A 22,853-nucleotide genomic window follows, 5' to 3' on the forward strand; every position below is an offset into this window, starting at 1 on the left:
ACGTGCGTCTGATGGTACAGAATAACAAGGTATTAACCGTTTCATATGGAACCTTCTCCTGCACTTTGGAAGGATTTGATGATTCCTTTGAAACGATGAAAGCCATCGCCGAATATTTCCGCGATCTCGCAGCGGATGATCGTTACTTCGGCTCGGAACCCCCGCAACCTGATGCCGAAATGCTGACCCGCATCGCCCGGCGCGATGCGTCGCAGCGCGTCGAAGCCCGTCAGAACGAATCCGGCCTGTTGCTGCGCGCCACTCAGACAACCGAAACCCCTGTCGCTGCTGAAGAGCCGGCCCCGCACACGGCCGCGATTAATGTTGCCGAAACTCCCGCTCACGTTCAGCCACAACCAGCCCCTGCGCAGACCGGGTTCGCCAAAGCGGAACCTGTCGCGGACACCCCACCCCCGGCCGCTGACAGCATCGCGGCGAAACTGCAACGCATTCGCGCAGTCGTCTCTCATTCCGATGTGCCCGCGGCCGAGTATTCCGAAGACGAAGACTCACCGCTGTTGGCCAATACCGCCCCCCCGGTAGATGCAGTGGCCGCCGCGTTTGAGGCCGGTGCGCTCAGCGCGGAAGACTTTGCCGAGCCCACAGAGCCTGAAGCCCAGGAAACTGAAGAGCCTGCGGCACCTGTAATTGACGAGATGCAGGATCAGGAAGCTGAAGAACCGCAAGCGGCTGAGACAGCTGATGCGCTGATCCCCGAAGTTGCTGAAACTCAGATCGAAGAAACCGTTGACCTGCAGGCGCCTCTGACCCCCCAGCCCCTGCAAATCGACGAAATCGAAGACGCGCCGGTGGCGGTTCAGTCCGCCGCCGAGCCTCTGTTCGTTGATCTTGAAGACGATGCCGAAGACGATTTCGACGAAGAAGATGCCCCTAACATCCTCAACGTAGAAGACGTAGCAATTGAATCCGACGATGGACCGGTCGAAGACGATCTGGCGCAGGGTGTTTTGACGGCAGAAGACGAAATGCACCTGTTGACCGAGATTTCCGAGATCGAACAGCACCTGTCCGGTCGTTCGAGCCAAAAACTGGCGGACGATGCTGATCCCGATCAGGATATATCGCGCCTGATGGCAAAGACCGGTGAGCATATGGATGACCCCAGCAGCAGCGATGCGCGCGAAACCTATTCGCACTTGCGCACCGCCGTCGCAGCCACCGAAGCCGACCGCGACGGTCAGACACGCTCGGAAGAGACGGCCGACCGGGATTACCGCGGCGATCTGGCATCCGTGGTCAGCCCACGGCGACCCGAGATCAAGGTAACCAGCATGCGTCCGGCACCGGAAGCTCCGGCGCCGCTCAAGCTGGTGGCCGAGCAGCGGGTGGATGAACACGGAACATCCGCAAGCCCGGTCTCGCCACGTCGTGTCACCGCAGACCAGGACGCAACCGGATCGGAGGAAGGCGGTTTCGCACAGTTTGCACAGGAACAGGGTGCGCAATCGCTGCCTGATCTTCTGGAAGCGGCTGCCGCATATCTGTCCTTCATCGAAGGTCAGGAGCAGTTTTCGCGCCCGCAGCTGATGAACAAGGTGCGTTCACTGAAACAGGACGAGTTCAATCGCGAAGAAAGCCTGCGTTCTTTTGGACAGTTGCTGCGCGATGGCAAGATCGAGAAAGCCGGAGGCGGGCGTTTCGCGGCGTCCAACCTGATCGGTTTTCGCCCCGATGATGAGCGTGCCGTAGGCTGATCACACTGGAAGGTTTCCAAGCAAGGCCGGGTTTACCCCCGGCCTTTTTGCTTTTTGCCATTGGACCATACGCCTGCCCTGAATGACAAAGCCCGAGCGTTTCGACTGAAACCAGACAGCCAGCACCTTACTGCCGAGGACCACGCGTTTCCTGCGCGGTGCTCAGCAGGCCCGGTCATTTACACGTACCTGACGAGCGCTAGGACTGATCGGGGTCTTCTTTACCGACGCCGCGAAACACAAACTTGAACGGCAGGGCCCAAAGGATGCCCAGCACGATATAAACCAGCAACTCAATCCAGATCGGAGGACGCCCCAGCAAGTTCACGATCGTCACAACAGCGATGATGTACAGCGGAAGGCCAAGCACAAGGATCACCAGCGACCAGCGCCGGCGTGCCTTGTAACTCAACCCTGTCTTCTGTTTCTCGCGCATCAGTCGGCAAAGGGGTCTGTCACCAGAATGGTGTCATCCCGCTCCGGGCTGGTGGACAAAAGTGCCACCGGGCATTCGATCAGTTCTTCGACCCGACGTACATATTTGATCGCATTTGCAGGTAAATCCGCCCAGCTGCGCGCGCCTTCGGTCGATTCGCTCCACCCCGGCATTTCTTCGTAAATCGGGGTACAGCGGGCTTGCTGATCAGCTGCGGTCGGAAGGTAATCCAAACGCTCGCCATCCAGCTCATACCCGGTGCAGATCTTAAGGGTCTCAAACCCGTCCAGAACATCCAGCTTGGTCAGCGAAATACCGTTCACGCCGCTGGTGGCGCAGGTCTGGCGCACCAGACAGGCGTCGAACCAGCCGCAGCGGCGCTTGCGGCCGGTTGTCGTGCCGAATTCGTGCCCGCGTTCACCCAGACGCTGACCGTCTGCGTCTTCCAACTCGGTCGGGAACGGCCCTTCTCCAACGCGGGTGGTATAGGCCTTAACAATGCCAAGCACGAAATTGATCGAGCCCGGTCCGATTCCAACACCGGTTGCCGCCTGCCCCGCAATCACGTTCGACGACGTCACAAAGGGATAGGTGCCAAAATCGATATCCAGCAGCGCGCCCTGCGCCCCTTCAAACAGGATGCGTTTCCCGGCCTTGCGCTTTTCGTTCAGCACTTTCCAGACAGGTGCCGCAAACGGCAGAATTTGTTGCGCGATCTCTTTGAGCTGAGCAATCAGCGCGTCGCGGTCAACCGGTTCGATACCCAGCCCCTTGCGCAACGGATCGTGATGTTGCAATGCGCGGTCCACGCGGGCCTCCAGCGTGGCTTCGTCCGCCAGATCGGCAACGCGAACGGAACGCCGCCCAACCTTGTCTTCATAGGCCGGGCCAATTCCACGACCGGTTGTTCCGATCTTGGTGCCTTTGCTCGCAGCTTCCTCGCGCGCACGATCCAACTCGCCGTGAATCGGCAGAATCAACGGTGTGTTTTCGGCAATCATCAGCGTGTCGGGCGTAATCTCAACACCCTGCGCCCGGATGGTTGCGATCTCATTGACCAGATGCCAGGGGTCCAGAACCACCCCATTGCCAATAACGCTCAACTTGCCGCCGCGTACCACACCCGAAGGAAGCGCGTGCAGCTTATAGACCTCGCCGTCGATCACCAGCGTATGACCGGCATTGTGACCGCCCTGAAAACGCGCGATTACGTCCGCCCTTTCGCTGAGCCAGTCGACAATCTTGCCTTTTCCTTCGTCGCCCCATTGGGCGCCGACAACAACCACGTTGGCCATATCCGGTCCTTTTCGTGCTGAGTGATCAAACCCGGCTCATATAGCGGGGCAAAAACGGCAGGGAAACCGATATTTCGCCGCAGAGGAAAATCGCGCAGGCGCGCGATGCCTCCGGCGGGGATATTTGTAGCCAGATGAAGAGCGGATCCCCTGCCTCACCTGGCTTTAAATATCCCGGGGGAGGCGCCCGGAACGGGCGGCGGGGCAGAGCCCCCTACCCTGTCATCGCAAGTGGACAGGTTGTCCGTGCGGAGTGGTCAGGTAAGCCTCTTCCCAGGCCTTATGCAGATCAAGCACATCCTTCGGCATGGCAGCGCCCTGTTCGACCAGCAATGCCTCAAGCGTTTCCAGCCATGCGTGGAAGTAATCGTCACCGCCATCCAGTTCCCGGGCAAGCCCGTTGCGTTTCAATGTCGCTGAAAAACGCGCCGCCCAATCCGCCCATTCGAACCGCCCGGCCTCGTTCAGCGCGACTGTGACGGCAAAGACCTGAGCGTGCCAGGGCTCAGCAAAAACCGGCTCGGGGGCTCCGTATGTGATACAGTCGTTCATGCCGGTTGCAGGTAGCTTTGCCAGAGGTCCAGAACCACCTGGTCGGCGGGATGTTCGGGGGCGGCCCAGAGTTCTGATGCCGCAAAGGCCACTGCATAAATCGGCTCTGGCGCCTCACCCAACCCATGCGCATTGGAATCGGGCAGAACATGGGTTCCGTGCAGGCGCAGGATTCGGCCCCTGGCACCGGATGCATAGACAGGCAGGCGCGTGTGACCTCCATCCACGAGGCGATTTGCTGCCGGTCGGACCGTGACAACCTCTTGCCCCACAGAATACAGCGCCGCGACATTGGAAGGCCTGTCCGCAGGCCCGCCTTTGGCCAGCGCAGCGGACACCGCTTCCGCCTTGAGTGCTCTGTCCGCCAAGGGGTGCGGTTCGTCGCCGCTCACGCCACGCAGATCATCCAATGTCAGAACACCCTTTTCGACCAGCAGATCGGCCAGACCGGATATCCATTTCTCATAATAGGAAAACCGGGTGTAATCCTTCGGGGACAGGCGTTCGCGCGCGTGGCGCGAAACGTCGATGTTCCACTGCCCCAGAAAACCAGATGCAAGTGTCACCGCAAGAGCGCGGGCGTGCCAGTCTTCGGCAAAGACCGGCGCATCCTCTGTCTCGGGGTTTATCGGACCGTCACCGAAACGTCCTCCCATATCGTGAACGCGGGTCATGCGGGCACCCTTGGAAGGCCCGTGCCAATCATGCTGTCGCGCGTCACAAGCGCGGCAAGCCCCTCTTCGCTCATCCCGTCTGTGCCTACAGGGCGCATGGGCAAGACGAGATAGCGAACCTCGGCTGTCGAATCCCAAACCCGTACAGATGTGTCTTGGGGCAAGGTGACGCCGAATTCGGCCAGCACCTTGCGCGGTTCTCGCACTGCGCGGGCGCGGTAGGCGTCGGATTTGTACCATCCGGGCGGTATGCCCAGCAGCGGCCAAGGGTAACAGCTGCACAGCGTGCAGACGACCATATTGTGCCGGTCCGGTGTGTTCTCAACCACTACCATATGTTCACCCTGGCGGCCATAATAGCCAAGGTCGGCCACGACCGGAGTGGCGTCTTCAAGCAGGGCAGCTTTGAAGGCAGGGTCGCTCCAGGCTTTGGCAACAACGCGCGCGCCGTTTTGCGGCCCGATCCTGTTCTGATAAGTGTCAATAATCTCATCCAGAGCCGCCGGATCGATCAGCCCTTTGCGGGTCAAAATCGTCTCGAGCGCTTTGACGCGCAATGCGGGTTCAGGTGGTAACAGGGCATGCGGGTGGTCGTGATCGTCATGTGGCATGGCCGCAGCCTGCGTCACAAATCGACACACTGTCCAGTCCCTTTGACGTGATGGGATACATCAAAGAAGTTGATGCCAACTCCTGACTTGCCCCCGCTGGCAAACTTGCATAAGTACCACGCGATACACGCCACGCTGTACAGGACCACCATGGAAAACGTCGTTCTCATCATCCATCTTCTTCTGGCTCTGGGCCTGATCGCCGTTGTCCTGATGCAGCGGTCCGAAGGCGGCGGCCTGGGTATGGGTGGTGGCGGTGCCATGGCTGGTCGCGCAGCAGCGACGGCATTGGGCAAGGTGACCTGGATTCTGGCGGCCTGTTTTATCGTCACCTCGATCACGCTGACCATTCTTGCGGCTCAGAAATCTTCGGGCAGCTCGGTAATCGATCGTCTGGGCGTTCCGGCACCGGCTTCGACAGAAGAAAGCACACCGGCGATTCCGTCGGTTGATGATCTTCTGCCGCCGGCGCAGGACGACAACGCGCCACTGATCCCGCAGGCGGATTGATCCACAAAACCTAGAAACCTGAAAGAGGACTGCAACAGCATCTTGCGGTTCTCTTGCGCTTTTGGCGCGAATCCTTTATATGTGAAGTCCCGTGATGCAGCGGTTTTTCAGAACCGTCGGGCAGCTGATTTTGACGTCTCACGGGAGCAGCCGAAAAACTATGGCACGTTTTATTTTCATCACCGGTGGTGTGGTTTCGTCCTTGGGCAAAGGGCTGGCTTCGGCAGCATTGGGCGCATTGTTGCAAGCCCGCGGTTATTCGGTGCGTCTGCGCAAGCTGGACCCCTATCTGAACGTCGATCCCGGTACGATGTCGCCCTTTGAGCATGGCGAAGTGTTTGTCACCGATGATGGCGCCGAGACCGATCTGGACCTTGGCCATTACGAACGGTTCACCGGAGTCGCCGCGCGCAAGACCGACTCGGTCAGTTCCGGGCGGATCTATTCGAACGTGCTCGAGAAAGAACGCCGCGGCGATTACCTTGGCAAGACCATTCAGGTGATCCCGCACGTCACAAACGAGATCAAGGATTTCATCGCCATCGGCGAGGATGAGGTTGATTTCATGCTGTGTGAGATTGGCGGCACTGTGGGCGATATCGAAGGCCTGCCCTTCTTTGAAGCCATCCGTCAGTTCAGTCAGGACAAACCGCGCGGCCAGTGTATCTTTATGCATCTGACGTTGCTGCCCTACATCAAAGCGTCGGGTGAGTTGAAAACCAAGCCGACCCAGCACTCGGTGAAAGAACTGCGTTCGATCGGTCTGGCCCCCGATATTCTGGTCTGCCGGTCCGAAGGGCCGATCCCGACCAAGGAACGGGAAAAACTGGCCCTGTTCTGTAACGTGCGTCCGGACAGCGTGATCGCAGCGCAGGACCTGTCCACCATCTACGACGCCCCGCTGGCCTATCACCGCGAAGGTCTGGATCAGGCGGTTCTGGACGCGTTCCAAATCAGCCCCGCCCCCAAGCCCGATCTGGCCAAATGGGAAGATGTGAGCGACCGCATCCACAACGCCGAAGGCGAAGTGAAAGTGGCCATTGTCGGCAAATATACGCAGCTTGAAGACGCCTATAAGTCGATTGCCGAGGCGCTGACCCATGGCGGTATGGCCAACCGCGTGAAGGTCAAGATCGAGTGGGTGGATGCCGAGGTTTTCGATACCGAAGACGCGGCCCCGTATCTGGAAGGCTTCCACGCCATCCTCGTCCCCGGTGGGTTTGGCGAGCGTGGCACCGAAGGCAAGATCAAGGCGGCGCAATATGCGCGCGAGCACAAGGTTCCCTATCTGGGCATTTGTCTCGGCATGCAGATGGCGGTGATCGAGGCTGCGCGGAACGCTGCGGGAATCGCCGAAGCCGGGTCCGAGGAATTCGACCATGAGGCCGGGAAGAAACGGTTTGAACCGGTGGTCTATCACCTCAAGGAGTGGGTACAGGGCAACCACAAGGTCGAGCGCAAGGTCGGCGACGACAAAGGCGGCACAATGCGCCTTGGGGCTTACAACGCAGTATTGGCGGATGGATCCAAAGTGGCCGAGGTTTATGGCGGCACGCAGATCGAGGAACGACACCGCCACCGCTATGAGGTGGACATCAAGTATCGCGACAAGCTTGAAAAAGCGGGCCTGAAGTTTTCGGGCATGTCGCCGGACGGACGTCTGCCCGAAATCGTGGAATGGGCGGATCATCCGTGGTTCATCGGCGTTCAGTACCACCCGGAACTGAAGTCCAAGCCGTTTGACCCGCATCCGCTGTTTCGCGAATTTGTGCGGGCCGCGAAAGACACTTCGCGCCTGGTCTAATCCCTGACTGTGTCGGACTGTCACCCCACGTTGTTTCGTGGGGGCTGACCTCTTAACTGTGTGGAGAGGCAGGTTTTCTGCTTTTGCATTTCACGGTTTCAGGAGATTTCCGATGAGCAACGCAACAACGATCACCAACCTTCAGCAAGCGCTTCATATGGAGCTTACTGCCGCGCACCAATACCAGTTGCACGCGCATGTTCTGGACGACTGGGGCCTTGATATTCTGGCCGAGAAAATGCGGGGCGAGATGCAGGAAGAGCTGGTGCATTCTGACGCCTTTATCGAACGTATCCTGTTTCTGGGTGGAACCCCCGAGCTTGCGTTTCAGAAAAGCCCGGCCGCAGCAGGCACACTGGAAGAGATGTTCGCCTCTGACCTCAAAGACGAGAGTGAGGCCGTCGACTTCTACACCAATGCAGCGCAACAGGCGGCCGAAGTTGGTGATGTTGGTTCGCGTACACTGTTCGAACGCATCCTGATGGAAGAAGAAGGTCATAAAGCCTGGCTGGAGACACAGCTGAGCCTTCTGCAACGTCTGGGCGAATCTGCGTTTAGCGCGAAATTCGTCTCTGGCGCTGCGGGCGACGCCTGAGACCTTGGTTTCAAACCGGTGGATGTCACAGGTGCTTTGCGAAGCTGACGCAATCTGTGCCTGTGCCGTCACCTTAAATTGACCTGGCTGGGTGCAAAAACTCTGGCCGGGTCATTTTCGCAGCGTTAGCTGTAGGATACGCGACAACAGGAGAGTTCCGATGACCAGCCAGTCCCAGAAAGCCGTGACCTTTACCAGCCTTCACAAGAAGGGCGATCCTGTCATTCTGTTCAATATCTGGGACGCAGGCAGCGCTGGCGCCGTTCGGGACGCCGGTGCCCAGGCCATCGCGACCGGCAGTGCCCCTGTTGCGATGGCGCAGGGCTATGGCGACGGGCAGAACATTCCACTTGAGGCCGCGTTGGACAATGCACGCCGCATCGTTGCGGCGGTTGATCTGCCGGTAACACTGGATTTCGAGGGGGCTTATGCCGAAGACCCGCAAGGGATCGCGCAAAACGTTCGGCGCGCACTTGACTGCGGTGTTGTCGGGTTCAACTTTGAAGACCAGATCATCGGTGGCGACGGTCTCTACGATATCGCCACTCAGGCCAAACGCGTTGAAGCGATGTGCGACGCTTGCGCGCGCGCAAGCATTCCCGCCTATGTCAATGCGCGCACAGATATCTTCCTGAAGGCCGCAGCGGACACCCATGACGACACGATGCTGGATGAGGCCATTGCCCGTGCCAATGCCTATGCTGACGCAGGCGCCAGCGGATTCTTTGCACCCGGGCTAAAGAACGAAGCCCTGATCGCCCGGCTTTGCGAATCCACCACGTTGCCGGTCAATATCATCGCTCTGCCCGGCACGCCGGATACGGCCACTCTGGCAAAGCTCGGGGTCGCGCGGATCAGCTACGGCCCGGTCCCCTATCGCCAAATGCTGGCCTGGTTGCAGAACGCAGCCAAAGAGGCCCTGACCTGGTAATCTCAGGCCTTTGTTTCTTAAGGACAAATTGAAACTCATGGATATTGGGCAATGATTGATTGTTGGCCGGTGTGTACCCGGTGCCGCGCAGCTCTGGTTCAGCGCGGGACACACGCAATACTATAGCAAGACCGGCATTTCGTGCTTGGCCGATCACGACCTGTCGTCTAGGTGTTTGTTATGTTGAAAAGGTTCTTTAAGGCGCTCAGACCGCCTCATCATGAACAATTGCCGGACCCGGATGCAGAACTTGCTCTGGGTGCTCTGATGGTGCGCGTCGCGCAGGCAGATCGCGATTATAAGCTGGAAGAGATCAGTCTGATCGACAAGATACTGGCCCGTCTTTACCAGCATAACGCGATTGAGGCGGCCAAGGTTCGGGCCACCTGCGAAAAGCTCCACGCTGCGGCACCGGAAACTGATACGTTCGGCAAACTGATCCGGGAAACCACGGACCTGAAAGAGCGGCTGGCAGCCCTTGACGCGTTGTGGGAAATCGTTCTGGCAGATGGCAGTTCGGACGAGGGCGAGATAAAGATCGTCGAAGAAGCCCGCATTGCCATGGGCCTGAGCTATAATGACAGTCAGGCAGCGCGCGAGCGCGTCCAAAGCCGCTTGGATGTGAGTTAAGCGCCCGCTATATCTTACCCATGTTCAGCGACTTTCTTTCCAGGCTCACACAGCCCAAGCCCGACCCGCTTGTCGAAGATGATGCCCGCCTGGCCCTGACGGCCCTGCTGGTGCGTCTGGCACGATCTGACAACGATTATTCTGATTCCGAGATGGCGCGCATCGACCGCATCTCGGCTGAACGATACGGTTTGTCCCCGTTCGAAAGCGCGGCTTTGCGCGCCCGTGCCGAAGATCTTGAGGCCGAGGCCCCCGACACGGTCCGTTTTACCCGTGCCATCAAGGAAGCTGTCGCTTATGAAAACCGGCTGGCGGTGGTTCAGGCGCTGTGGTCGGTGGCCCTGGCTGATGGCCACCGTACAGGTGAGGAGGACTCGCTGCTGCGTCTGGTTGTCAGCCTGCTAGGGGTCAGCGACGTGGATTCGGCTTTGGCCCGGCAAAAGGCCGCTAAATCTTGATAGCCATGCTTGGCATGTATGACATGCCCGAGGTTCAGGCCGCCAATGATCGGTTCTGGGGGTTGATTCGTGCGCATTTGGGATACGGGCCGGAACAGCTGACCCGAGACGCCGATGTTTGGCAGGTCTGGCTTGATCCCGAACTGGTGCTGGCGCAGACCTGCGGAATGCCCTATCGCACACGCTTGCATGGTCGGGTTCAACTGGTGGGCACCCCGGATTACGGCCTGCCCGGTTGTCCTGCCGGGCACTATTGCTCGGTCTTTGTGGCGCGGCGCGACGACAACCGCACGCTGGCGGGCATGACTGACGGTATCTTCGCGTATAACGAAGCGCTGTCTCAATCCGGCTGGGCAGCACCGATCACGCATCTATCCCGGGAGAACCTGAATCCTGCGTCGTTGTTGGAAACAGGCGGTCACGCGCTGTCGGCACAGGCGGTCTCGGACGGGAAGGCAGATTTCGCCGCGCTGGATGCATTGACCTGGACGATGTTGCAGGAACATACCGATCTGGGCAAAAGCCTGCGCGAATTGGCAAAAACCTCTCCTACACCAACCCTGCCCTATATTACCGGACCCGACCAAAACGCGGATCTGGTCGCAGACGCAGTTCGAACCGCAATAGACAACCTTGCCGAACACGACCGCAAAACGCTGCATATTCAGGGGCTGATCGACATCCCGGCGGAGGAGTACCTGTCCGTACCGACCCCGCCACCGCCATGCGCACAGCGGATAATCTGATGACCAAATTGTCCGGTGCATTTGGTCAATTTGGCTGTTTCCGACCCTGAATTTGCGAATTGCGCATTGCATTGAGCAAATTTTTCGGCCCTATTACCGCACCAACACCACAAACTACTGGACTGCCCGTGACAGAAATCGCTCCCGTCATCGAAATCAAAAACCTTCACAAAAGCTTCGGCAATCTGGAAGTGTTGAAGGGGGTGGATATCACAGCGCATGGCGGCGACGTGGTCTCGCTGATCGGGTCGTCGGGGTCAGGAAAATCAACTTTGCTGCGCTGCTGCAATCTGTTGGAAGACAGCCAGCAGGGTGAAATCCTGTTCAAAGGCGAACCTGTCAAATGGTCGGGCGATAGCCATGGGCGCCGCCCCGCGGACCCCAAGCAGGTTCTGCGCATCCGCACCAACCTGTCGATGGTGTTTCAGCAGTTCAATCTGTGGGCGCATATGACCATCCTGCAAAATGTGATGGAAGCCCCCGTGACCGTTCTGGGCCACGACAAGGCCGAAGTGGAAGACAGCGCGCGCAAATACCTTGAGAAAGTTGGGATTGGCGACAAATGCGACGCCTATCCGGCGCAATTGTCCGGCGGTCAGCAACAGCGTGCCGCGATCGCGCGGGGTCTGTGCATGGAACCGCAGGCGCTGTTGTTCGACGAACCGACCTCGGCGCTGGATCCCGAACTTGAACAGGAAGTGATCAAGGTGATCAAGGATCTGGCCGCAGAAGGGCGCACCATGATCATCGTGACCCATGACATGAAAATGGCGGCAGATATCTCGAGCCACGTGGTATTTCTTCATCAGGGCCTGATCGAGGAAGAAGGTTTGCCCGAAGATATCTTTACGTCACCCGAATCCGAACGGCTTCGGGGCTTTCTCTCCGCTACTCAAGCGGCTTAACTTCAAGAACAGAACCAAAACTGGGGAGTAACCAATGAAAAACCTGATTCTGTCCACTGCAGCCCTGGCGCTGACTGCTGGTATCGCGATGGCCGACACGGTCCGCATGGGCACCGAGGGCGCCTACCCTCCGTACAACTTCATCAACGATGCAGGTGAAATCGACGGGTTCGAGCGTGAAGTCGGCGACGAGCTGTGCAAACGCGCTAACCTGGAGTGTGAATGGGTCAAGAACGACTGGGATTCGATCATTCCGAATCTGGTCTCGGGCAACTACGACACCATCATCGCCGGTATGTCGATCACAGCCGAACGTGATGAGGTCATCGACTTTACCCAAGACTATTACCCGCCGACCGCGTCGGCCTATGTCGCGACCTCTGACTCGGCAGACGTAACCGGCGGTGTCGTTGCGGCGCAAACCGCCACGATCCAGGCAGGCCACGTCGCTGAATCCGGTGCAACCCTGGTCGAATTCGCGACCCCGGAAGAAACCATTGCAGCCGTCCGTAACGGCGAAGCCGATGCCGTTCTGGCCGACCGCGACTATCTGGTGCCGTTGGTCGAGGAATCGGGCGGTGAGCTGGTCTTTATCGGCGATCCGGTTCCGCTGGGCGGCGGCGTCGGCATGGGCCTGCGTGAAAGCGACGGTGAACTGCGCGGCAAGTTCGACGAAGCCATCACTTCGATGAAAGCTGACGGCACGCTGAACGAGATGCTGATCAAGTGGTTCGGTGAAGGCACCGCCACATACGGTACTGACGGTTCGGTCGTCACCAACTAAGACCTGACCAATCCCGGTCCGGTGCTTCGGCGCCGGGCCGCTTCCGGCCTAGCCGGAACAGACGTTGGAAAGACGCCATATGTTCTCGTACTGCGCTGATCCTGACACGCTGGGCACGTTCCGCTGGTTTTCATGCTACCTGACCAATGGCGTCCACTGGTCGTTCTACCTGTCTTTCATCAAGGTTTTGGCCTTGCTGGCTGTGACCGCGCCCGTCGCTCTTGGCTTCGGGTTTGCTGGAGCCATGGCGGCGCGCTCGCATTTCCCGCCCCTCAGCTGGTTGGGCAAAGGATATATCGCGATTGTGCGCGGCGTGCCCGACATTGCGTTTTTCCTGTTCTTCGTCATCGCGTTGGATCAGGCGTTTGAGTGGACGCGGCATAAGATATTGTGCCCGGACTGGACCGACCCAATCCGCCAGGGCAATGACTTCCTCGTTTGTCAGGCCGCCAAGCTGCCACTTGGAACCGCGCCTGAATGGGTGCATGAAACCTATGGGTTTTTCCTTGCGGTCATCACCTTCTCTATCGTTTTTGGTGCTTTCGCGGCCAATGTCCTGTTCGGCGGAATGCGCGCCGTACCACATGCGCAACTGGAAACGGCCGAAGCTTATGGCATGAATCGCCGCCAGACCTTCTGGAAAATCCTCGTACCTCAGATGTGGGTTTACGCGCTGCCCGGCCTGTCCAATCTGTGGATGGTGCTGATCAAGGCGACACCCCTGCTCTTCCTGCTGGGCGTCGAAGATATCGTGTATTGGGCGCGCGAACTGGGCGGCACCAAAACCTCGAAATTCACGCAATACCCGCATGGCGACTGGCGCATGTGGTATTTCCTGTTCCTGCTGATCTTCTACCTTGGCATGACCCGTTTCTCGGAACTTGGGCTTGAAAAACTGATGCGGCGATTGTCCCACGGACAGGCCACTTCCGGCGGAGAGCTTCTGCGCAAGGAGACCACGGCATGATGATCCGCGTTCAAGACCGCAACCGGGTGCCGCACGCGATTGCACAGCAATCTCTTTCGCGCCCGCAATCTCCTTTCCAAGGAGCCCGATCATGAGCTGCATCCAGACCATTCAGGATTATGGCCTGCGGTCGCTTGGCTTTGGCGAACGTCTGCTGCCCAAGACCGATTTCACCCTGTGCGAACAGTTCACCCTGATCGGCTCGGGCATGATCTGGAACATCTATTTCGGCGTCATGGCGCTGGCGACCGGGTTCTTTCTGGCCACCGCGCTGGCCGTCGGCAAAGCCTCGACCAACAAATGGCTGCGCAAACCTGCCGAATGGTTCATCTTTCTGTTCCGGGGCTCGCCTCTCTTTATCCAGTTCTTCTTTGCTTATTTCTTCTTCCTGTCGCTGAAGAAAACATATCCGATGTTCGACGCCTTCACCTCGGCCTGGCTGGGGGCGCTGATCGTGCTGTTCCTGAACACCGCAGCCTATTCGGGTGAGATTTTTTACGGTGCCCTGCGCTCGATCCCCAAGGGAGATATCGAAGCGGCAGATGCCTATGGCATGTCCGGCTGGTCGCGGTTTCGGCGGATCGTCTGGCCCACCATGCTGCGTCTGGCCTGGCCGGCCTATACGAACGAAGCCATCTTTCTGTTCCATGCCACCACGCTGGTCTTCTTCTCGGCCTTTCCGGCCTGGCAACAACGTGGCGACGCGCTCTATTACGCAAGTTATTTCGCGGACAAAACGTTCAACCCCTTCATCCCCTATCCAATTCTGGCGTTCTATTTCATCCTGCTGACATTGGTGATTGTCGGGGGATTTGGCCTGATCAACAAACGCCTGAACCGCCACCTGCCCACCGCCAAACGGGCAAAAATGCGGTTCAAACTGAACCTGGCGCGCTAAAGGACAGCGCGCCGTAAATTCCGGCGTTCAAGCCTACACTACGCTTGTAATACGCTTGGTGATGCGAACACGGACAGAGTCGATTTGGGGGGAATGGTACCGCCTCCCTGGCTTGAACAGGGGACCTCTGGATCCACAATCCAGCGCTCTAACCAACTGAGCTAAGGCGGCACTTTGTGAGGGGCGATGTACCGAACGCGCCGGGGGAATGCAAGAGGATTAAAGCCGAATTCTCCAGCTTTGTTCGACAAGATCGACGCCAAAGGAATGCACCGGTTTGCTGTCGATCAGTTCCCAGCCAAACGCCCTGTAAAGCGCGCAGGCAGCCGTATGACTTTCATGGGTCCACAAAACCATTTCCCGATATCCAGCCTCGCGTGCGAAGTCTGTACAGGTCTGTAACAGCCGTTTCCCCAACCCAAGTCCGCGCGCTTCGGGGACAAGCAGGAAGAGGCGCAGTTTGGCGGTTGTCTGGTCAACACGCACGCAGAAAATGCTACCCAGTCTTTGTCCAGCCCGTTCAGCAATCCAGCCTTTTTCAAAGGACGGGTCATTGTCGGCAATGAACTCCTCAAGGATGCGCGCAACCAATGGGGCAAAGCTGTCATCAAATCCTTCGTCGTGCGCATAGAGCAACCCGTGCTGTTCAACCAGCCACGCGGCATCATCGGGGCGAAACGTTCTGAGAATCACTTCTTCCATGTCTTATCTGACCGCAAAGGTGACTTGATTCTCAACCCCGTGCACGCTAGCACAAACGCTCAGTCTCGGAGGCACAGATGGGCATCAATACCGAACGCGATATTCAGGCCAACCTGCAAATCGGCCCGACCGATCAGGGGATGGTACGCTTGTTCATCGAAGCCGACGGCATCGAAATTCCGATGGATTTCGACCCCGAGGAAGCCGAAGAAATCGCCGACGAGATCCGCGCCGCGATACAGGCCGCCCTCGCCGTCAAGGGCTGAGCTTTTACAAGCGCGGATCGCGCAGCGCATGCAGTCGGCGTGCTGCATCTGTCGCAAATTTCTGGATCATCTTCTTGCGCCGCGCCGGGGCAAGCTTGTCCTCGGGCGCCATGCGCACGATCTCGGCATCATAGGCGTCGGCAATAATCAATCCTGTTTCATCAGGTAACAGATCGGTCGGAAACTCGGTATCCACGGCCCAGAAGAATCGGTCACACCATTCCAGATAGCCCTGCCATTTGGCATCCGATTGATAATCGGCACGGCTGGATTTGCATTCGATCACCCAAATCTCACCTTTGGGACCCAGCCCCATCACATCGACACGCAGACCACGTGCCGGGACGAATTCTTCAACAGAAACAAAACCATGCGCGGCAAGGTGGCGTGCGACGCCACGCGCGAGCTTCTGTCCGGGCTGCAAATCTAACAACATACCCCAAATGTGAACAATTGGTGAACAAAAGTAAAGTACTGCATCGCGCTTGACATGATACCATTGGGTATCGTATTAATGCGATACCAAATGGTATCCCATCTGGAGTTGCTTATGGATAACCGAACTCAAAACGCGTTCCGTGCGCTGGCCGATCCCACACGTAGGGACATTGTACAATTGCTCTCGTCTCAGGACATGACCATCGGGCAGTTGACTGACCGGTTCGACATGACCCGGGCAGCAGTCAAAAAGCATCTGACCGTGCTATCCGACGGCGGCTTGATCACCGTTGAAACCCGTGGCCGCGAACGCATTAACCGTCTTGAACCACAAGGCATGGCCCCCGTTCTGGACTGGCTCAGGTATTTTGACCAGTTCTGGGACGATCGCCTCAACTCTCTCAAGGAAGCTGTTGAAAGGAAATCGAAATGACCGATGCAGTTCTGAAGAAATCGATCTTTCTGAGGGCCGAGCCGGAAACGGTTTGGGCTTATCTTACAGACCCGGACCGCCTGGCGGAATGGTTCCACAAACCGAAACATCCTCTGTCCGCGGGTCAAAAGCTGGAGATGTTTGGCACAACAAGCGGCGACCTGTTGATCTGGGGTGAGGTTCGCGTTGCCAAACCTCCCAAGTATCTGGAATACACGTTCACCGTAAAGCCGATGGGCGACGCGGTGAGCGTCGTCAAGTGGACCCTGGAACCCGTCGCAGGCGGGACGCGCCTTGACCTGCGGCATGAAGGCCTGCCGCAGGGGGCCGATGCCTTTGGCCTGATCCTGGCGCTGGACAAGGGTTGGGACGAGCACTTTGGCAAGATGCGCACGGCATTGCACGAAACTGTTGATGCCTGACCCCTTGTGCGAACCCGTCAGACGCCCTACTTAAGCGCGTGGCGGGTTCTGCCCTTCTTGTGACAGGTAGCATTCTGGTGGCCTTAAGCAATTCCGAGGGGGCTGGCTCTGTTCAGGTCCTGGCCTGATTACCTGGCGCCCACCTGTATATACAGGTCCTCGGGAATCAAACCACACGGTTGTTTGGTGGTCCCGCCACATTTTCCCCGAAGATTCAGCGCCCTGCAGGGGCTTCCTGCTTTGCAACCGCCGGTTCAAAGCTGTGTACAACAGGGGTACCCCGGCGCGGGCCTTGCGGCTTTTCTGCCATGCTCATGATCTTGTAGGCGAACTGGACACCGGCAAAGACAATGCCGTTCATGAACCAGATCATCACCAAAGCGATAAGACCGATTTCCGAACTGGTTATCAGATGGCGCAGGTTTGCGACATTCAGCGCCAACAGGACGCCGACAAACACAGCCGAAATGACAAAGCCCCAGGCAACTTGCGTGATATAAAGGCGGATCAGTTTGGGCATGGTGAACCTCTTTGCGCTATGACATTCAAGTTAGCGCATATCTGGTTCTCGTAAAGGCGTCAGAATGCCTCGGGCTGTGCCTCGCGGGCCATGTGATCCAGCACAGCATTGACAAATTTCGGCTCTTTGCCTTCCGGGAAAAACGCACGCGCAACGTCAACAAATTCAGTGATGACAACCTTTGGCGGCGTGTCGCTTTGGGTCAGCTCTGCCCCAGCCGCACGGAACAGCGCCCGCAAGGTCGGGTCAATCCGAGCGATCGGCCATTTGGCGACCAGCGCACGGTCCGTCATCTGGTCGATGGCCGCCTGATAGTTCACCGCATTATCGACCAACGAGCGGAAGACGCTGATATCACCGTCCAACATTTCCTCACCCTCATAGACAGCGCCAAAACGGTGATCCAGAAACTCATTCACGACAGCTTCGGTCGTTTGCCCGGACTGTTCCATCTGGAACAGCGCCTGCACGGCATAAAGCCGGGCGGCGGATTTCATCAGGCGTTTCTGGTTGGCCGGTTTCGGCGCGTCTGTCTTGGTCATGCTGTCGAGGGTCCGTTGCTGTCGCCCGCCACGAGGATGGACTCGGACGGCGGTTTGAAACCAACGCCCTTTTTGGAAGAGCCCCACTTACGGCTGAGCGCGATCAGATGCAAGGCCGCAGCAGCAGCCCCACCCCCTTTATTCATCTTTTTCGGGTTCGCGCGGACTTCGGCCTGCGCGTCGTTTTCCACAGTCAGAATGCCATTGCCGATGCACAGGCCCTGTAGACCCATCAACTGGATCGCCCGGCTGGAGTCGTTGCAAACGGTTTCGTAATGCGTAGTCTCGCCGCGAATGACGCAGCCCAGCGCGACGTAACCGTCAAAGTTGCATTGACGGTCGGCCATTGCGATGGCGGTCGGGATTTCCAGCGCGCCGGGCACCTCGACCACTTCGCAGGTTCCACCCGCGGCTTCGATTTCGGCCTTCGCGCCCGTGATCAGGTTATCGGCAATCGCACGATAAAACGGCGCCGCCACGATCAGCAGCTTGACCGGCTTGTCAAATTTCGGCGTCGGCAGAACGCCATGTTCGTCTTGAGCAGCCATGATCAGTCTTCCTTCAAAATCGAACGGGTACCGACGATGGACAGGCCAAACGCGTCAAGCCCCAGATATACGGTTTCTGGCGAGTCGGTCAGCAGAACCAGTTCCTGAATTCCCATCTTGGACAAGATCTGGGCCCCCAGACCGGTTTGTTTAATGGTGCGCGGCCCCTCGTCACCCGTCGCATATAGCGAGTTGCGCGGTTGACGGAACAGGCAGACCACGCCCCGTCCTTCTTCAGCAATCTTTTCCATGGCGCGCGGAAGTTCGCGCGATGATTTCGGACCAAGACCCAGAATATCGGGGGCCTCGTGCAGAGCATGAGTGCGGGTCAACACCGGTTCGGGTGTGGTGATGTCACCCTTGATCATGACCACATGTTCGATGCCATGGGTCTGATCGGTGAACAGCCGCATTTCCCACTCGCCGCCATATTCTGACGTCACCATCTGACGCGAGGTTTCAACCACCAGATTGTCGTTGCGCGACCGGTAGGCGATCAGGTCACTGATCGTGCCGATCTTCATGTTGTGCTCTTGCGCAAACTCAACCAGATCGGGCAGACGCGCCATGGTGCCGTCGGGTTTCATGATCTCACAGATCACGCCCGAGGGGTTCAGACCGGCCAGACGCGAGATATCAACGGCAGCCTCGGTATGACCGGCACGCACCAGCACCCCACCCCGCTTGGCACGCAAGGGGAAGACGTGGCCGGGCGTCGCGATATGGGCCATTGTGTTCTGCTCGTTGATCGCAGTCGCCACGGTCAGCGCACGGTCGGCGGCAGAGATCCCGGTGCTGACCCCTTCGCGTGCCTCGATAGACACGGTGAATGCGGTTTCGTGCCGGGACGAGTTGTTCACCGCCATCATCGGCAGCCCAAGCGCTTCGACCCGTTCTGCTGTTATCGGCAGACAGATCAGGCCACGGCCATGAGTGGCCATAAAGTTAATGGCCTCGGCATCTGCGAACTCGGCAGCAATCACCAGATCGCCCTCGTTTTCGCGATCCTCGTGATCGACCAGAATATACATCCGGCCGGCACGCGCCTCTTCAATAATGTCTTCGATCGGGCTGATCGCGTCGCGCAGCCGGGCCTCGACCGGGCCGGGTGTCTCAAAGCTCATTGGGCAGCCTTTCGCATGGCATGTTTGAACGGCGGAATAGACCACTGAGGGCACAAAGACCAGTCCACAAACGGCGCAGGTCTGCTCCGACGCGACGTATGGTATCAGGACATCTCGGCCAGACGCGCCACATAACGGGCCAGTGTATCGATCTCAAGATTGACCCGGTCCCCGACCTGGACGTTGCCCCAGGTGGTGACCTCTTTGGTGTGTGGAATGAAGTTGATGCCAAAATCGCAATCTGTCACGTCATTGACCGTCAGGGATGTGCCATTCAATGCCACCGATCCTTTGGGCGCGATGAACCGTGCAAGATCCTTTGGCGCGCGCAGGGTGACGCGGGTGCTGTCGCCGTCTTCCCTGATCGCGATCACCTCGGCTACGCCATCCACATGGCCCGAGACGATGTGACCGCCCAATTCGTCACCAACCTTCAGCGCGCGTTCCAGATTGACACGCTTGCCGACAGTCCAGGTGTCGAGATTGGTTTTCGAGACGGTCTCCGCGCTGATCTGGACGTCATACCAATCGTCGCCCAGCGCGATCACGGTCAGACAAACACCGTCACTGGCAATCGAGGCCCCGATATCGATGCCCGCAGTGTCATAGGCAGTCCTGATCCGCGCACGCAGGTCTCCCTGCTGCTCCAGCTCGGCGACGGTGCCCATGTCGGTGACGATCCCTGTAAACATTCCGTTAACCCTCAGTTCCTAACCTGTGCCTGACTATCACCGTCGAGGTAAGGCCAACGGGCCGCGCGGGCAAGCCCTGCCTTGCCGTACACCGACCAAACAGGCATAGTTTTGGCAACAACAACAATACGAGCAGTTCGGATGCCGCACCCGCCTTCAAGGTCTCATGATCGGGTCTTCCTGTTCCTTCAGGGCCCGCACGGACCTTTTTTCCCGGCCTTGGGGCGTATGTTGCGCGCCACGGGGGCTCGGGTCTGGCGGGTTGGGTTCAATGCAGGTGATCAGGCGTTCTGGTTTGACAAGGCAAGCTACATCCCGTTTCAGGACAAACCGGAAAACTGGCCCGCAACACTGTCCTCTTTGATCGATGAAAAAGCTGTTACGGATATTGTTCTATATGGCGACACCAGACCCATACATGCGCGTGCGGTCGAAATCGCGCGGTCTTGCGGAGTTACCGTTCATGTATTCGAGGAGGGGTATCTGCGCCCATGGTGGGTGACTTATGAGCGGGACGGATCAAACGGAAATTCCCGGCTGATGTCGCTGGACGTTCAGCAGATGCGCCAGGCCTTGGCCCTGTCCGACCGAAAGGCGCCGCCGCCACCGTCGCATTGGGGAGACATGCGGCACCATATCTTCTATGGCGCCCTTTATCATTGGTTCGTGATGGCCCTGAACAGTCGCTACCGCAACTTTCAACCACACAGGGAATTACCTGTCTCGCAAGAATTCAGATTGTACCTCAAGCGCCTGTTTTTGATGCCTTTTCATCGCCTTCAACGAAGTGTGGCAACGGCGCGGGTCAGATGGGGCGGATACCCCTATCATCTGGTACTGTTGCAGCTTGGGCATGACAGCTCGGTGCAGGCTCATTCCAGCTTTTCGGGCATGTGTGAATTTCTTGAGCTGGTAATCGAAGGATTTGCGCAGGGCGCGCCTGCCCATCACAGGCTGGCGGTAAAGGAACACCCGTTGGAAAACCATCGCGAACCGTTGCGACGCCGGGCCCGCGAGATAGCCGGAAAACATGGCATCGGCGACCGGGTTCATTATGTGCCGGGCGGCAAACTGGCCAGATTGCTGGATGAGGCGAATTCGGCCGTCACCGTGAATTCCACCGCCGGACAGCAGGTCTTGTGGCGGGGCATTCCATTGCGCATTTTCGGGCGTTCGGTTTATGACAAGCCCGATTTCGTCTCGCAGCAACCAATCGCGGCGTTTTTCGCCGATCCCCACCACCCGGATGCCGAAGCCTATCGCTGTTATCGGCAATTTCTTCTGGAAACCAGTCAGGTACCCGGCGGGTTCTATTCAAGGCGTGGCCGCCGTCAGCTGCTGCGCCGCGCCGTGGATATGCTTTTGGACAGCAACGACCCCTACCAATCGGTTCTGAACACGAACGAGGCGCGAACGACACAGTTGAAAGTCGTCGAATGAAACGGGTGGTGTCTGACTGGAAGTTAAGCAACTTACCAGCTAGTCTGCACGTAACTACAAAAGACTGAGGATATCGGGCGGTGAAAGTCTCTCCTAGGCGATGGGTGCGGGGTGTGTCCCTTGTGGCTGCAATTGGCCTGCTGGCCGCGTGCCAGCTGCCAAAATCCGGACCGAACAAATCCGAAATTCTGGCCGGTTCAGTTCAAAACGGGGGCAACGCATATGTCGTTGAAGTTGACGACAACGTCACACGCGCGACGTCCGCCATTCCTCAGTATGGCTTTTCTTCCTCCTTCAGCAGTGCCCAGACATTGACCGCAGATACCGTTCGCCCTGGAGACGTGCTGGGGTTGACCATCTGGGAAAACGTCGACGATGGACTGCTGTCCGGCGAAACTGGTCTTGCGACCGCGTTGAACGAGGTTCAGGTCGACAGCGACGGATTTATCTTTGTTCCCTACGCAGGCCGGATTCGGGCGGCAGGAAACACGCCGGAACAGCTGCGCGTTCTGATCACAGACAAGCTTCAGGAACAAACGCCGGACCCGCAGGTCGAAGTGCGGCGCGTCGCTGGTGACGGGTCCACCGTCTCGCTGACTGGCACGGTCGCCGCACCGGGCATTTATCCGATTGAACGGCCAACCCGGTCGCTGCTTGGTATGTTGTCCCAAGCGGGCGGAGTCTCGGTCGCGTCTGACATTGCGCTGGTGACCCTGATCCGGGGCGATCAGAAGGGTACCGTCTGGTACGAGGACCTGTTCCGCAACCCCAAGCTGGACGTCGCCCTGCGCGGTGGCGACCGCATTCTGGTGGAAGAGGACAGCAGATCGTATATCGCCCTTGGCGCAACCGGGGGCCAGTCGCGCGTGGCGTTTGAAAGTCAGGATCTGTCGGCACTGGAAGCCTTGGCGCAGGTCGGCGGTCTGCTGACGCTGTCCTCGGATCCAACGGGTATCTTCATTCTGCGCAAGGAACGTCAAGATGTCGCCCGCAGTGTCACCGGACGGGCCGACCTCAAAGGGGATCAGCGCATGATCTACCTGCTGAACTTGACAGCCCCCAACGGCCTGTTCATTGCACGCGATTTCGTGATCCGGGACGATGATACGATCTACGTGACCGAAGCGCCCTATGCGCAGTGGAGCAAGTCGATCTCACTTATCGCAGGCGGTTTGACTCCCGTTGCAAACGTTGCCACGCTAACCGGCAATTGAT

29 protein-coding genes and 1 tRNA gene are annotated in these 22,853 nt (G+C 58.3%); 17 read left to right on the forward strand and 13 right to left on the reverse strand.

Annotation, left to right across the window (positions count from 1 at the left end; translation table 11 throughout):
* Positions 1–11 precede the first annotated feature (11 nt).
* Positions 12–1,715, forward strand: a complete 1,704-nt coding sequence (locus AC2FPW_RS06485) for a hypothetical protein (RefSeq protein WP_496812910.1) — start codon at positions 12–14, stop codon at positions 1,713–1,715.
* Positions 1,716–1,914: 199 nt separating this feature from the next.
* Here AC2FPW_RS06485 and AC2FPW_RS06490 read toward each other — a convergent pair whose 3' ends face one another.
* The 5 genes from AC2FPW_RS06490 to nthA form a co-directional block, all read right to left on the reverse strand.
* Positions 1,915–2,151, reverse strand: coding sequence for a DUF2842 domain-containing protein (locus tag AC2FPW_RS06490; RefSeq protein ID WP_480476464.1), 237 nt, complete (start codon positions 2,149–2,151; stop codon positions 1,915–1,917).
* On the reverse strand, positions 2,151–3,446 hold the full coding sequence (locus AC2FPW_RS06495) for an adenylosuccinate synthase (protein WP_209504287.1): 1,296 nt from the start codon (positions 3,444–3,446) through the stop codon (positions 2,151–2,153). The genes AC2FPW_RS06490 and AC2FPW_RS06495 overlap by 1 nt, the downstream gene beginning before the upstream one ends.
* Before the next feature lie 222 nt (positions 3,447–3,668).
* On the reverse strand, positions 3,669–3,998 hold the full coding sequence (locus tag AC2FPW_RS06500) for a nitrile hydratase accessory protein (RefSeq protein ID WP_496752944.1): 330 nt from the start codon (positions 3,996–3,998) through the stop codon (positions 3,669–3,671).
* Positions 3,995–4,672: a nitrile hydratase subunit beta gene (nthB, locus tag AC2FPW_RS06505; protein WP_496812911.1), complete on the reverse strand. Its 678-nt coding sequence runs from the start codon at positions 4,670–4,672 to the stop codon at positions 3,995–3,997. Before nthB ends, AC2FPW_RS06500 begins: the two co-directional genes overlap by 4 nt.
* On the reverse strand, positions 4,669–5,283 hold the full coding sequence (gene nthA / locus AC2FPW_RS06510; RefSeq protein ID WP_480481542.1) for a nitrile hydratase subunit alpha: 615 nt from the start codon (positions 5,281–5,283) through the stop codon (positions 4,669–4,671). The genes nthB and nthA overlap by 4 nt, the downstream gene beginning before the upstream one ends.
* Before the next feature lie 150 nt (positions 5,284–5,433).
* Here nthA and secG point away from each other — a divergent pair, with 150 nt between their 5' ends.
* The 11 genes from secG to AC2FPW_RS06565 all read left to right on the forward strand — a co-directional run bounded on the left by secG (position 5,434) and on the right by AC2FPW_RS06565 (position 14,511).
* Positions 5,434–5,793: a preprotein translocase subunit SecG gene (gene secG / locus AC2FPW_RS06515; protein WP_267365950.1), complete on the forward strand. Its 360-nt coding sequence runs from the start codon at positions 5,434–5,436 to the stop codon at positions 5,791–5,793.
* A 160-nt stretch (positions 5,794–5,953) separates the two neighbouring features.
* Entirely contained in the window at positions 5,954–7,597 is a 1,644-nt protein-coding gene (gene pyrG / locus AC2FPW_RS06520) for a CTP synthase (RefSeq protein ID WP_480481546.1), read from the forward strand.
* 112 nt (positions 7,598–7,709) lie between these two features.
* Positions 7,710–8,192, forward strand: a complete 483-nt coding sequence (locus AC2FPW_RS06525; RefSeq protein ID WP_267365948.1) for a bacterioferritin — start codon at positions 7,710–7,712, stop codon at positions 8,190–8,192.
* 160 nt (positions 8,193–8,352) lie between these two features.
* Positions 8,353–9,123, forward strand: coding sequence for an isocitrate lyase/PEP mutase family protein (locus AC2FPW_RS06530; protein ID WP_496812912.1), 771 nt, complete (start codon positions 8,353–8,355; stop codon positions 9,121–9,123).
* Positions 9,124–9,303: 180 nt separating this feature from the next.
* Complete coding sequence (locus AC2FPW_RS06535) at positions 9,304–9,753, forward strand: tellurite resistance TerB family protein (RefSeq protein WP_209504295.1); 450 nt, start codon at positions 9,304–9,306, stop codon at positions 9,751–9,753.
* A 20-nt stretch (positions 9,754–9,773) separates the two neighbouring features.
* A complete protein-coding gene (locus tag AC2FPW_RS06540; protein WP_209504296.1) occupies positions 9,774–10,211 on the forward strand; it encodes a tellurite resistance TerB family protein in 438 nt (145 codons plus the stop codon).
* Positions 10,208–10,957 carry a phosphate/phosphite/phosphonate ABC transporter substrate-binding protein gene (locus AC2FPW_RS06545; protein WP_496812913.1) on the forward strand — a complete coding sequence of 250 codons (750 nt, stop codon included), beginning with the start codon at positions 10,208–10,210 and terminating at the stop codon, positions 10,955–10,957. Before AC2FPW_RS06540 ends, AC2FPW_RS06545 begins: the two co-directional genes overlap by 4 nt.
* 128 nt (positions 10,958–11,085) lie before the next feature.
* Positions 11,086–11,862, forward strand: a complete 777-nt coding sequence (locus AC2FPW_RS06550) for an ABC transporter ATP-binding protein (protein ID WP_496812914.1) — start codon at positions 11,086–11,088, stop codon at positions 11,860–11,862.
* Between the two features lie 34 nt (positions 11,863–11,896).
* Positions 11,897–12,646, forward strand: coding sequence for a transporter substrate-binding domain-containing protein (locus AC2FPW_RS06555; RefSeq protein WP_267365285.1), 750 nt, complete (start codon positions 11,897–11,899; stop codon positions 12,644–12,646).
* A 79-nt stretch (positions 12,647–12,725) separates the two neighbouring features.
* Positions 12,726–13,613 (forward strand): ABC transporter permease, encoded by an 888-nt coding sequence (locus AC2FPW_RS06560; protein WP_480481688.1) that lies wholly within the window; start codon positions 12,726–12,728, stop codon positions 13,611–13,613.
* Positions 13,614–13,704: 91 nt separating this feature from the next.
* Positions 13,705–14,511 carry an ABC transporter permease gene (locus AC2FPW_RS06565; RefSeq protein ID WP_209595834.1) on the forward strand — a complete coding sequence of 269 codons (807 nt, stop codon included), beginning with the start codon at positions 13,705–13,707 and terminating at the stop codon, positions 14,509–14,511.
* A 94-nt stretch (positions 14,512–14,605) separates the two neighbouring features.
* Here the strand turns inward: AC2FPW_RS06565 and AC2FPW_RS06570 are convergent.
* Together AC2FPW_RS06570 and AC2FPW_RS06575 are read right to left on the reverse strand one after the other, a co-directional pair.
* A tRNA-His gene (locus AC2FPW_RS06570) sits at positions 14,606–14,682 on the reverse strand.
* 48 nt (positions 14,683–14,730) lie between these two features.
* A complete protein-coding gene (locus tag AC2FPW_RS06575; RefSeq protein WP_480583521.1) occupies positions 14,731–15,213 on the reverse strand; it encodes a GNAT family N-acetyltransferase in 483 nt (160 codons plus the stop codon).
* Between the two features lie 77 nt (positions 15,214–15,290).
* Here AC2FPW_RS06575 and AC2FPW_RS06580 point away from each other — a divergent pair, with 77 nt between their 5' ends.
* On the forward strand, positions 15,291–15,479 hold the full coding sequence (locus AC2FPW_RS06580; RefSeq protein ID WP_117869403.1) for a DUF6324 family protein: 189 nt from the start codon (positions 15,291–15,293) through the stop codon (positions 15,477–15,479).
* A 4-nt stretch (positions 15,480–15,483) separates the two neighbouring features.
* Here the strand turns inward: AC2FPW_RS06580 and AC2FPW_RS06585 are convergent, their stop codons facing one another.
* The gene (locus tag AC2FPW_RS06585) at positions 15,484–15,915 is read right to left on the reverse strand and encodes an MmcB family DNA repair protein (RefSeq protein ID WP_209504302.1); all 432 of its coding nucleotides are present in this window, start codon (positions 15,913–15,915) and stop codon (positions 15,484–15,486) included.
* Between the two features lie 114 nt (positions 15,916–16,029).
* Between AC2FPW_RS06585 and AC2FPW_RS06590 the strand changes: the two genes are divergently transcribed.
* Together AC2FPW_RS06590 and AC2FPW_RS06595 are read left to right on the forward strand one after the other, a co-directional pair.
* Complete coding sequence (locus AC2FPW_RS06590; RefSeq protein ID WP_480476940.1) at positions 16,030–16,350, forward strand: ArsR/SmtB family transcription factor; 321 nt, start codon at positions 16,030–16,032, stop codon at positions 16,348–16,350.
* Entirely contained in the window at positions 16,347–16,772 is a 426-nt protein-coding gene (locus AC2FPW_RS06595) for an SRPBCC family protein (protein WP_496812915.1), read from the forward strand. The genes AC2FPW_RS06590 and AC2FPW_RS06595 overlap by 4 nt, the downstream gene beginning before the upstream one ends.
* A gap of 214 nt (positions 16,773–16,986) precedes the next feature.
* Here AC2FPW_RS06595 and AC2FPW_RS06600 read toward each other — a convergent pair whose 3' ends face one another.
* The 5 genes from AC2FPW_RS06600 to AC2FPW_RS06620 all read right to left on the reverse strand — a co-directional run bounded on the left by AC2FPW_RS06600 (position 16,987) and on the right by AC2FPW_RS06620 (position 20,198).
* Positions 16,987–17,292 (reverse strand): hypothetical protein, encoded by a 306-nt coding sequence (locus tag AC2FPW_RS06600; protein ID WP_267365294.1) that lies wholly within the window; start codon positions 17,290–17,292, stop codon positions 16,987–16,989.
* Between the two features lie 59 nt (positions 17,293–17,351).
* On the reverse strand, positions 17,352–17,834 hold the full coding sequence (nusB, locus tag AC2FPW_RS06605) for a transcription antitermination factor NusB (protein WP_480481565.1): 483 nt from the start codon (positions 17,832–17,834) through the stop codon (positions 17,352–17,354).
* The gene (locus tag AC2FPW_RS06610; protein WP_480583515.1) at positions 17,831–18,382 is read right to left on the reverse strand and encodes a 6,7-dimethyl-8-ribityllumazine synthase; all 552 of its coding nucleotides are present in this window, start codon (positions 18,380–18,382) and stop codon (positions 17,831–17,833) included. Before AC2FPW_RS06610 ends, nusB begins: the two co-directional genes overlap by 4 nt.
* A gap of 2 nt (positions 18,383–18,384) precedes the next feature.
* Complete coding sequence (gene ribB, locus AC2FPW_RS06615; protein ID WP_496812916.1) at positions 18,385–19,506, reverse strand: 3,4-dihydroxy-2-butanone-4-phosphate synthase; 1,122 nt, start codon at positions 19,504–19,506, stop codon at positions 18,385–18,387.
* Positions 19,507–19,610: 104 nt separating this feature from the next.
* On the reverse strand, positions 19,611–20,198 hold the full coding sequence (locus AC2FPW_RS06620) for a riboflavin synthase (RefSeq protein WP_496812917.1): 588 nt from the start codon (positions 20,196–20,198) through the stop codon (positions 19,611–19,613).
* A 141-nt stretch (positions 20,199–20,339) separates the two neighbouring features.
* Between AC2FPW_RS06620 and AC2FPW_RS06625 the strand changes: the two genes are divergently transcribed.
* Positions 20,340–21,638, forward strand: a complete 1,299-nt coding sequence (locus AC2FPW_RS06625) for a capsule polysaccharide biogenesis protein (protein WP_496812918.1) — start codon at positions 20,340–20,342, stop codon at positions 21,636–21,638.
* Between the two features lie 80 nt (positions 21,639–21,718).
* Positions 21,719–22,852, forward strand: coding sequence for a polysaccharide biosynthesis/export family protein (locus tag AC2FPW_RS06630; protein ID WP_480899581.1), 1,134 nt, complete (start codon positions 21,719–21,721; stop codon positions 22,850–22,852).
* Position 22,853: the final 1 nt, after the last annotated feature.

It is taken from the genome of Ruegeria sp. SATB027 (assembly GCF_059613825.1).

Bases quoted from the DNA above. Each gene is read 5' to 3' on its own strand.
- nthB (WP_496812911.1), bottom strand. From the start codon at position 4,672: ATGACCCGCGTTCACGATATGGGAGGACGTTTCGGTGACGGTCCGATA.
- AC2FPW_RS06620 (WP_496812917.1), bottom strand. From the start codon at position 20,198: ATGTTTACAGGGATCGTCACCGACATGGGCACCGTCGCCGAGCTGGAG.
- nusB (WP_480481565.1), bottom strand. From the start codon at position 17,834: ATGACCAAGACAGACGCGCCGAAACCGGCCAACCAGAAACGCCTGATG.
- ribB (WP_496812916.1), bottom strand. From the start codon at position 19,506: ATGAGCTTTGAGACACCCGGCCCGGTCGAGGCCCGGCTGCGCGACGCG.
- AC2FPW_RS06500 (WP_496752944.1), bottom strand. From the start codon at position 3,998: ATGAACGACTGTATCACATACGGAGCCCCCGAGCCGGTTTTTGCTGAG.
- AC2FPW_RS06560 (WP_480481688.1), top strand. From the start codon at position 12,726: ATGTTCTCGTACTGCGCTGATCCTGACACGCTGGGCACGTTCCGCTGG.
- AC2FPW_RS06590 (WP_480476940.1), top strand. From the start codon at position 16,030: ATGGATAACCGAACTCAAAACGCGTTCCGTGCGCTGGCCGATCCCACA.
- AC2FPW_RS06555 (WP_267365285.1), top strand. From the start codon at position 11,897: ATGAAAAACCTGATTCTGTCCACTGCAGCCCTGGCGCTGACTGCTGGT.
- AC2FPW_RS06485 (WP_496812910.1), top strand. From the start codon at position 12: ATGGTACAGAATAACAAGGTATTAACCGTTTCATATGGAACCTTCTCC.
- AC2FPW_RS06565 (WP_209595834.1), top strand. From the start codon at position 13,705: ATGAGCTGCATCCAGACCATTCAGGATTATGGCCTGCGGTCGCTTGGC.
- AC2FPW_RS06490 (WP_480476464.1), bottom strand. From the start codon at position 2,151: ATGCGCGAGAAACAGAAGACAGGGTTGAGTTACAAGGCACGCCGGCGC.
- AC2FPW_RS06535 (WP_209504295.1), top strand. From the start codon at position 9,304: ATGTTGAAAAGGTTCTTTAAGGCGCTCAGACCGCCTCATCATGAACAA.
- AC2FPW_RS06575 (WP_480583521.1), bottom strand. From the start codon at position 15,213: ATGGAAGAAGTGATTCTCAGAACGTTTCGCCCCGATGATGCCGCGTGG.
- AC2FPW_RS06600 (WP_267365294.1), bottom strand. From the start codon at position 17,292: ATGCCCAAACTGATCCGCCTTTATATCACGCAAGTTGCCTGGGGCTTT.
- AC2FPW_RS06495 (WP_209504287.1), bottom strand. From the start codon at position 3,446: ATGGCCAACGTGGTTGTTGTCGGCGCCCAATGGGGCGACGAAGGAAAA.
- AC2FPW_RS06595 (WP_496812915.1), top strand. From the start codon at position 16,347: ATGACCGATGCAGTTCTGAAGAAATCGATCTTTCTGAGGGCCGAGCCG.
- secG (WP_267365950.1), top strand. From the start codon at position 5,434: ATGGAAAACGTCGTTCTCATCATCCATCTTCTTCTGGCTCTGGGCCTG.
- pyrG (WP_480481546.1), top strand. From the start codon at position 5,954: ATGGCACGTTTTATTTTCATCACCGGTGGTGTGGTTTCGTCCTTGGGC.
- AC2FPW_RS06625 (WP_496812918.1), top strand. From the start codon at position 20,340: ATGCCGCACCCGCCTTCAAGGTCTCATGATCGGGTCTTCCTGTTCCTT.
- AC2FPW_RS06580 (WP_117869403.1), top strand. From the start codon at position 15,291: ATGGGCATCAATACCGAACGCGATATTCAGGCCAACCTGCAAATCGGC.
- AC2FPW_RS06610 (WP_480583515.1), bottom strand. From the start codon at position 18,382: ATGGCTGCTCAAGACGAACATGGCGTTCTGCCGACGCCGAAATTTGAC.
- AC2FPW_RS06540 (WP_209504296.1), top strand. From the start codon at position 9,774: ATGTTCAGCGACTTTCTTTCCAGGCTCACACAGCCCAAGCCCGACCCG.
- AC2FPW_RS06585 (WP_209504302.1), bottom strand. From the start codon at position 15,915: ATGTTGTTAGATTTGCAGCCCGGACAGAAGCTCGCGCGTGGCGTCGCA.
- AC2FPW_RS06530 (WP_496812912.1), top strand. From the start codon at position 8,353: ATGACCAGCCAGTCCCAGAAAGCCGTGACCTTTACCAGCCTTCACAAG.
- AC2FPW_RS06525 (WP_267365948.1), top strand. From the start codon at position 7,710: ATGAGCAACGCAACAACGATCACCAACCTTCAGCAAGCGCTTCATATG.
- nthA (WP_480481542.1), bottom strand. From the start codon at position 5,283: ATGCCACATGACGATCACGACCACCCGCATGCCCTGTTACCACCTGAA.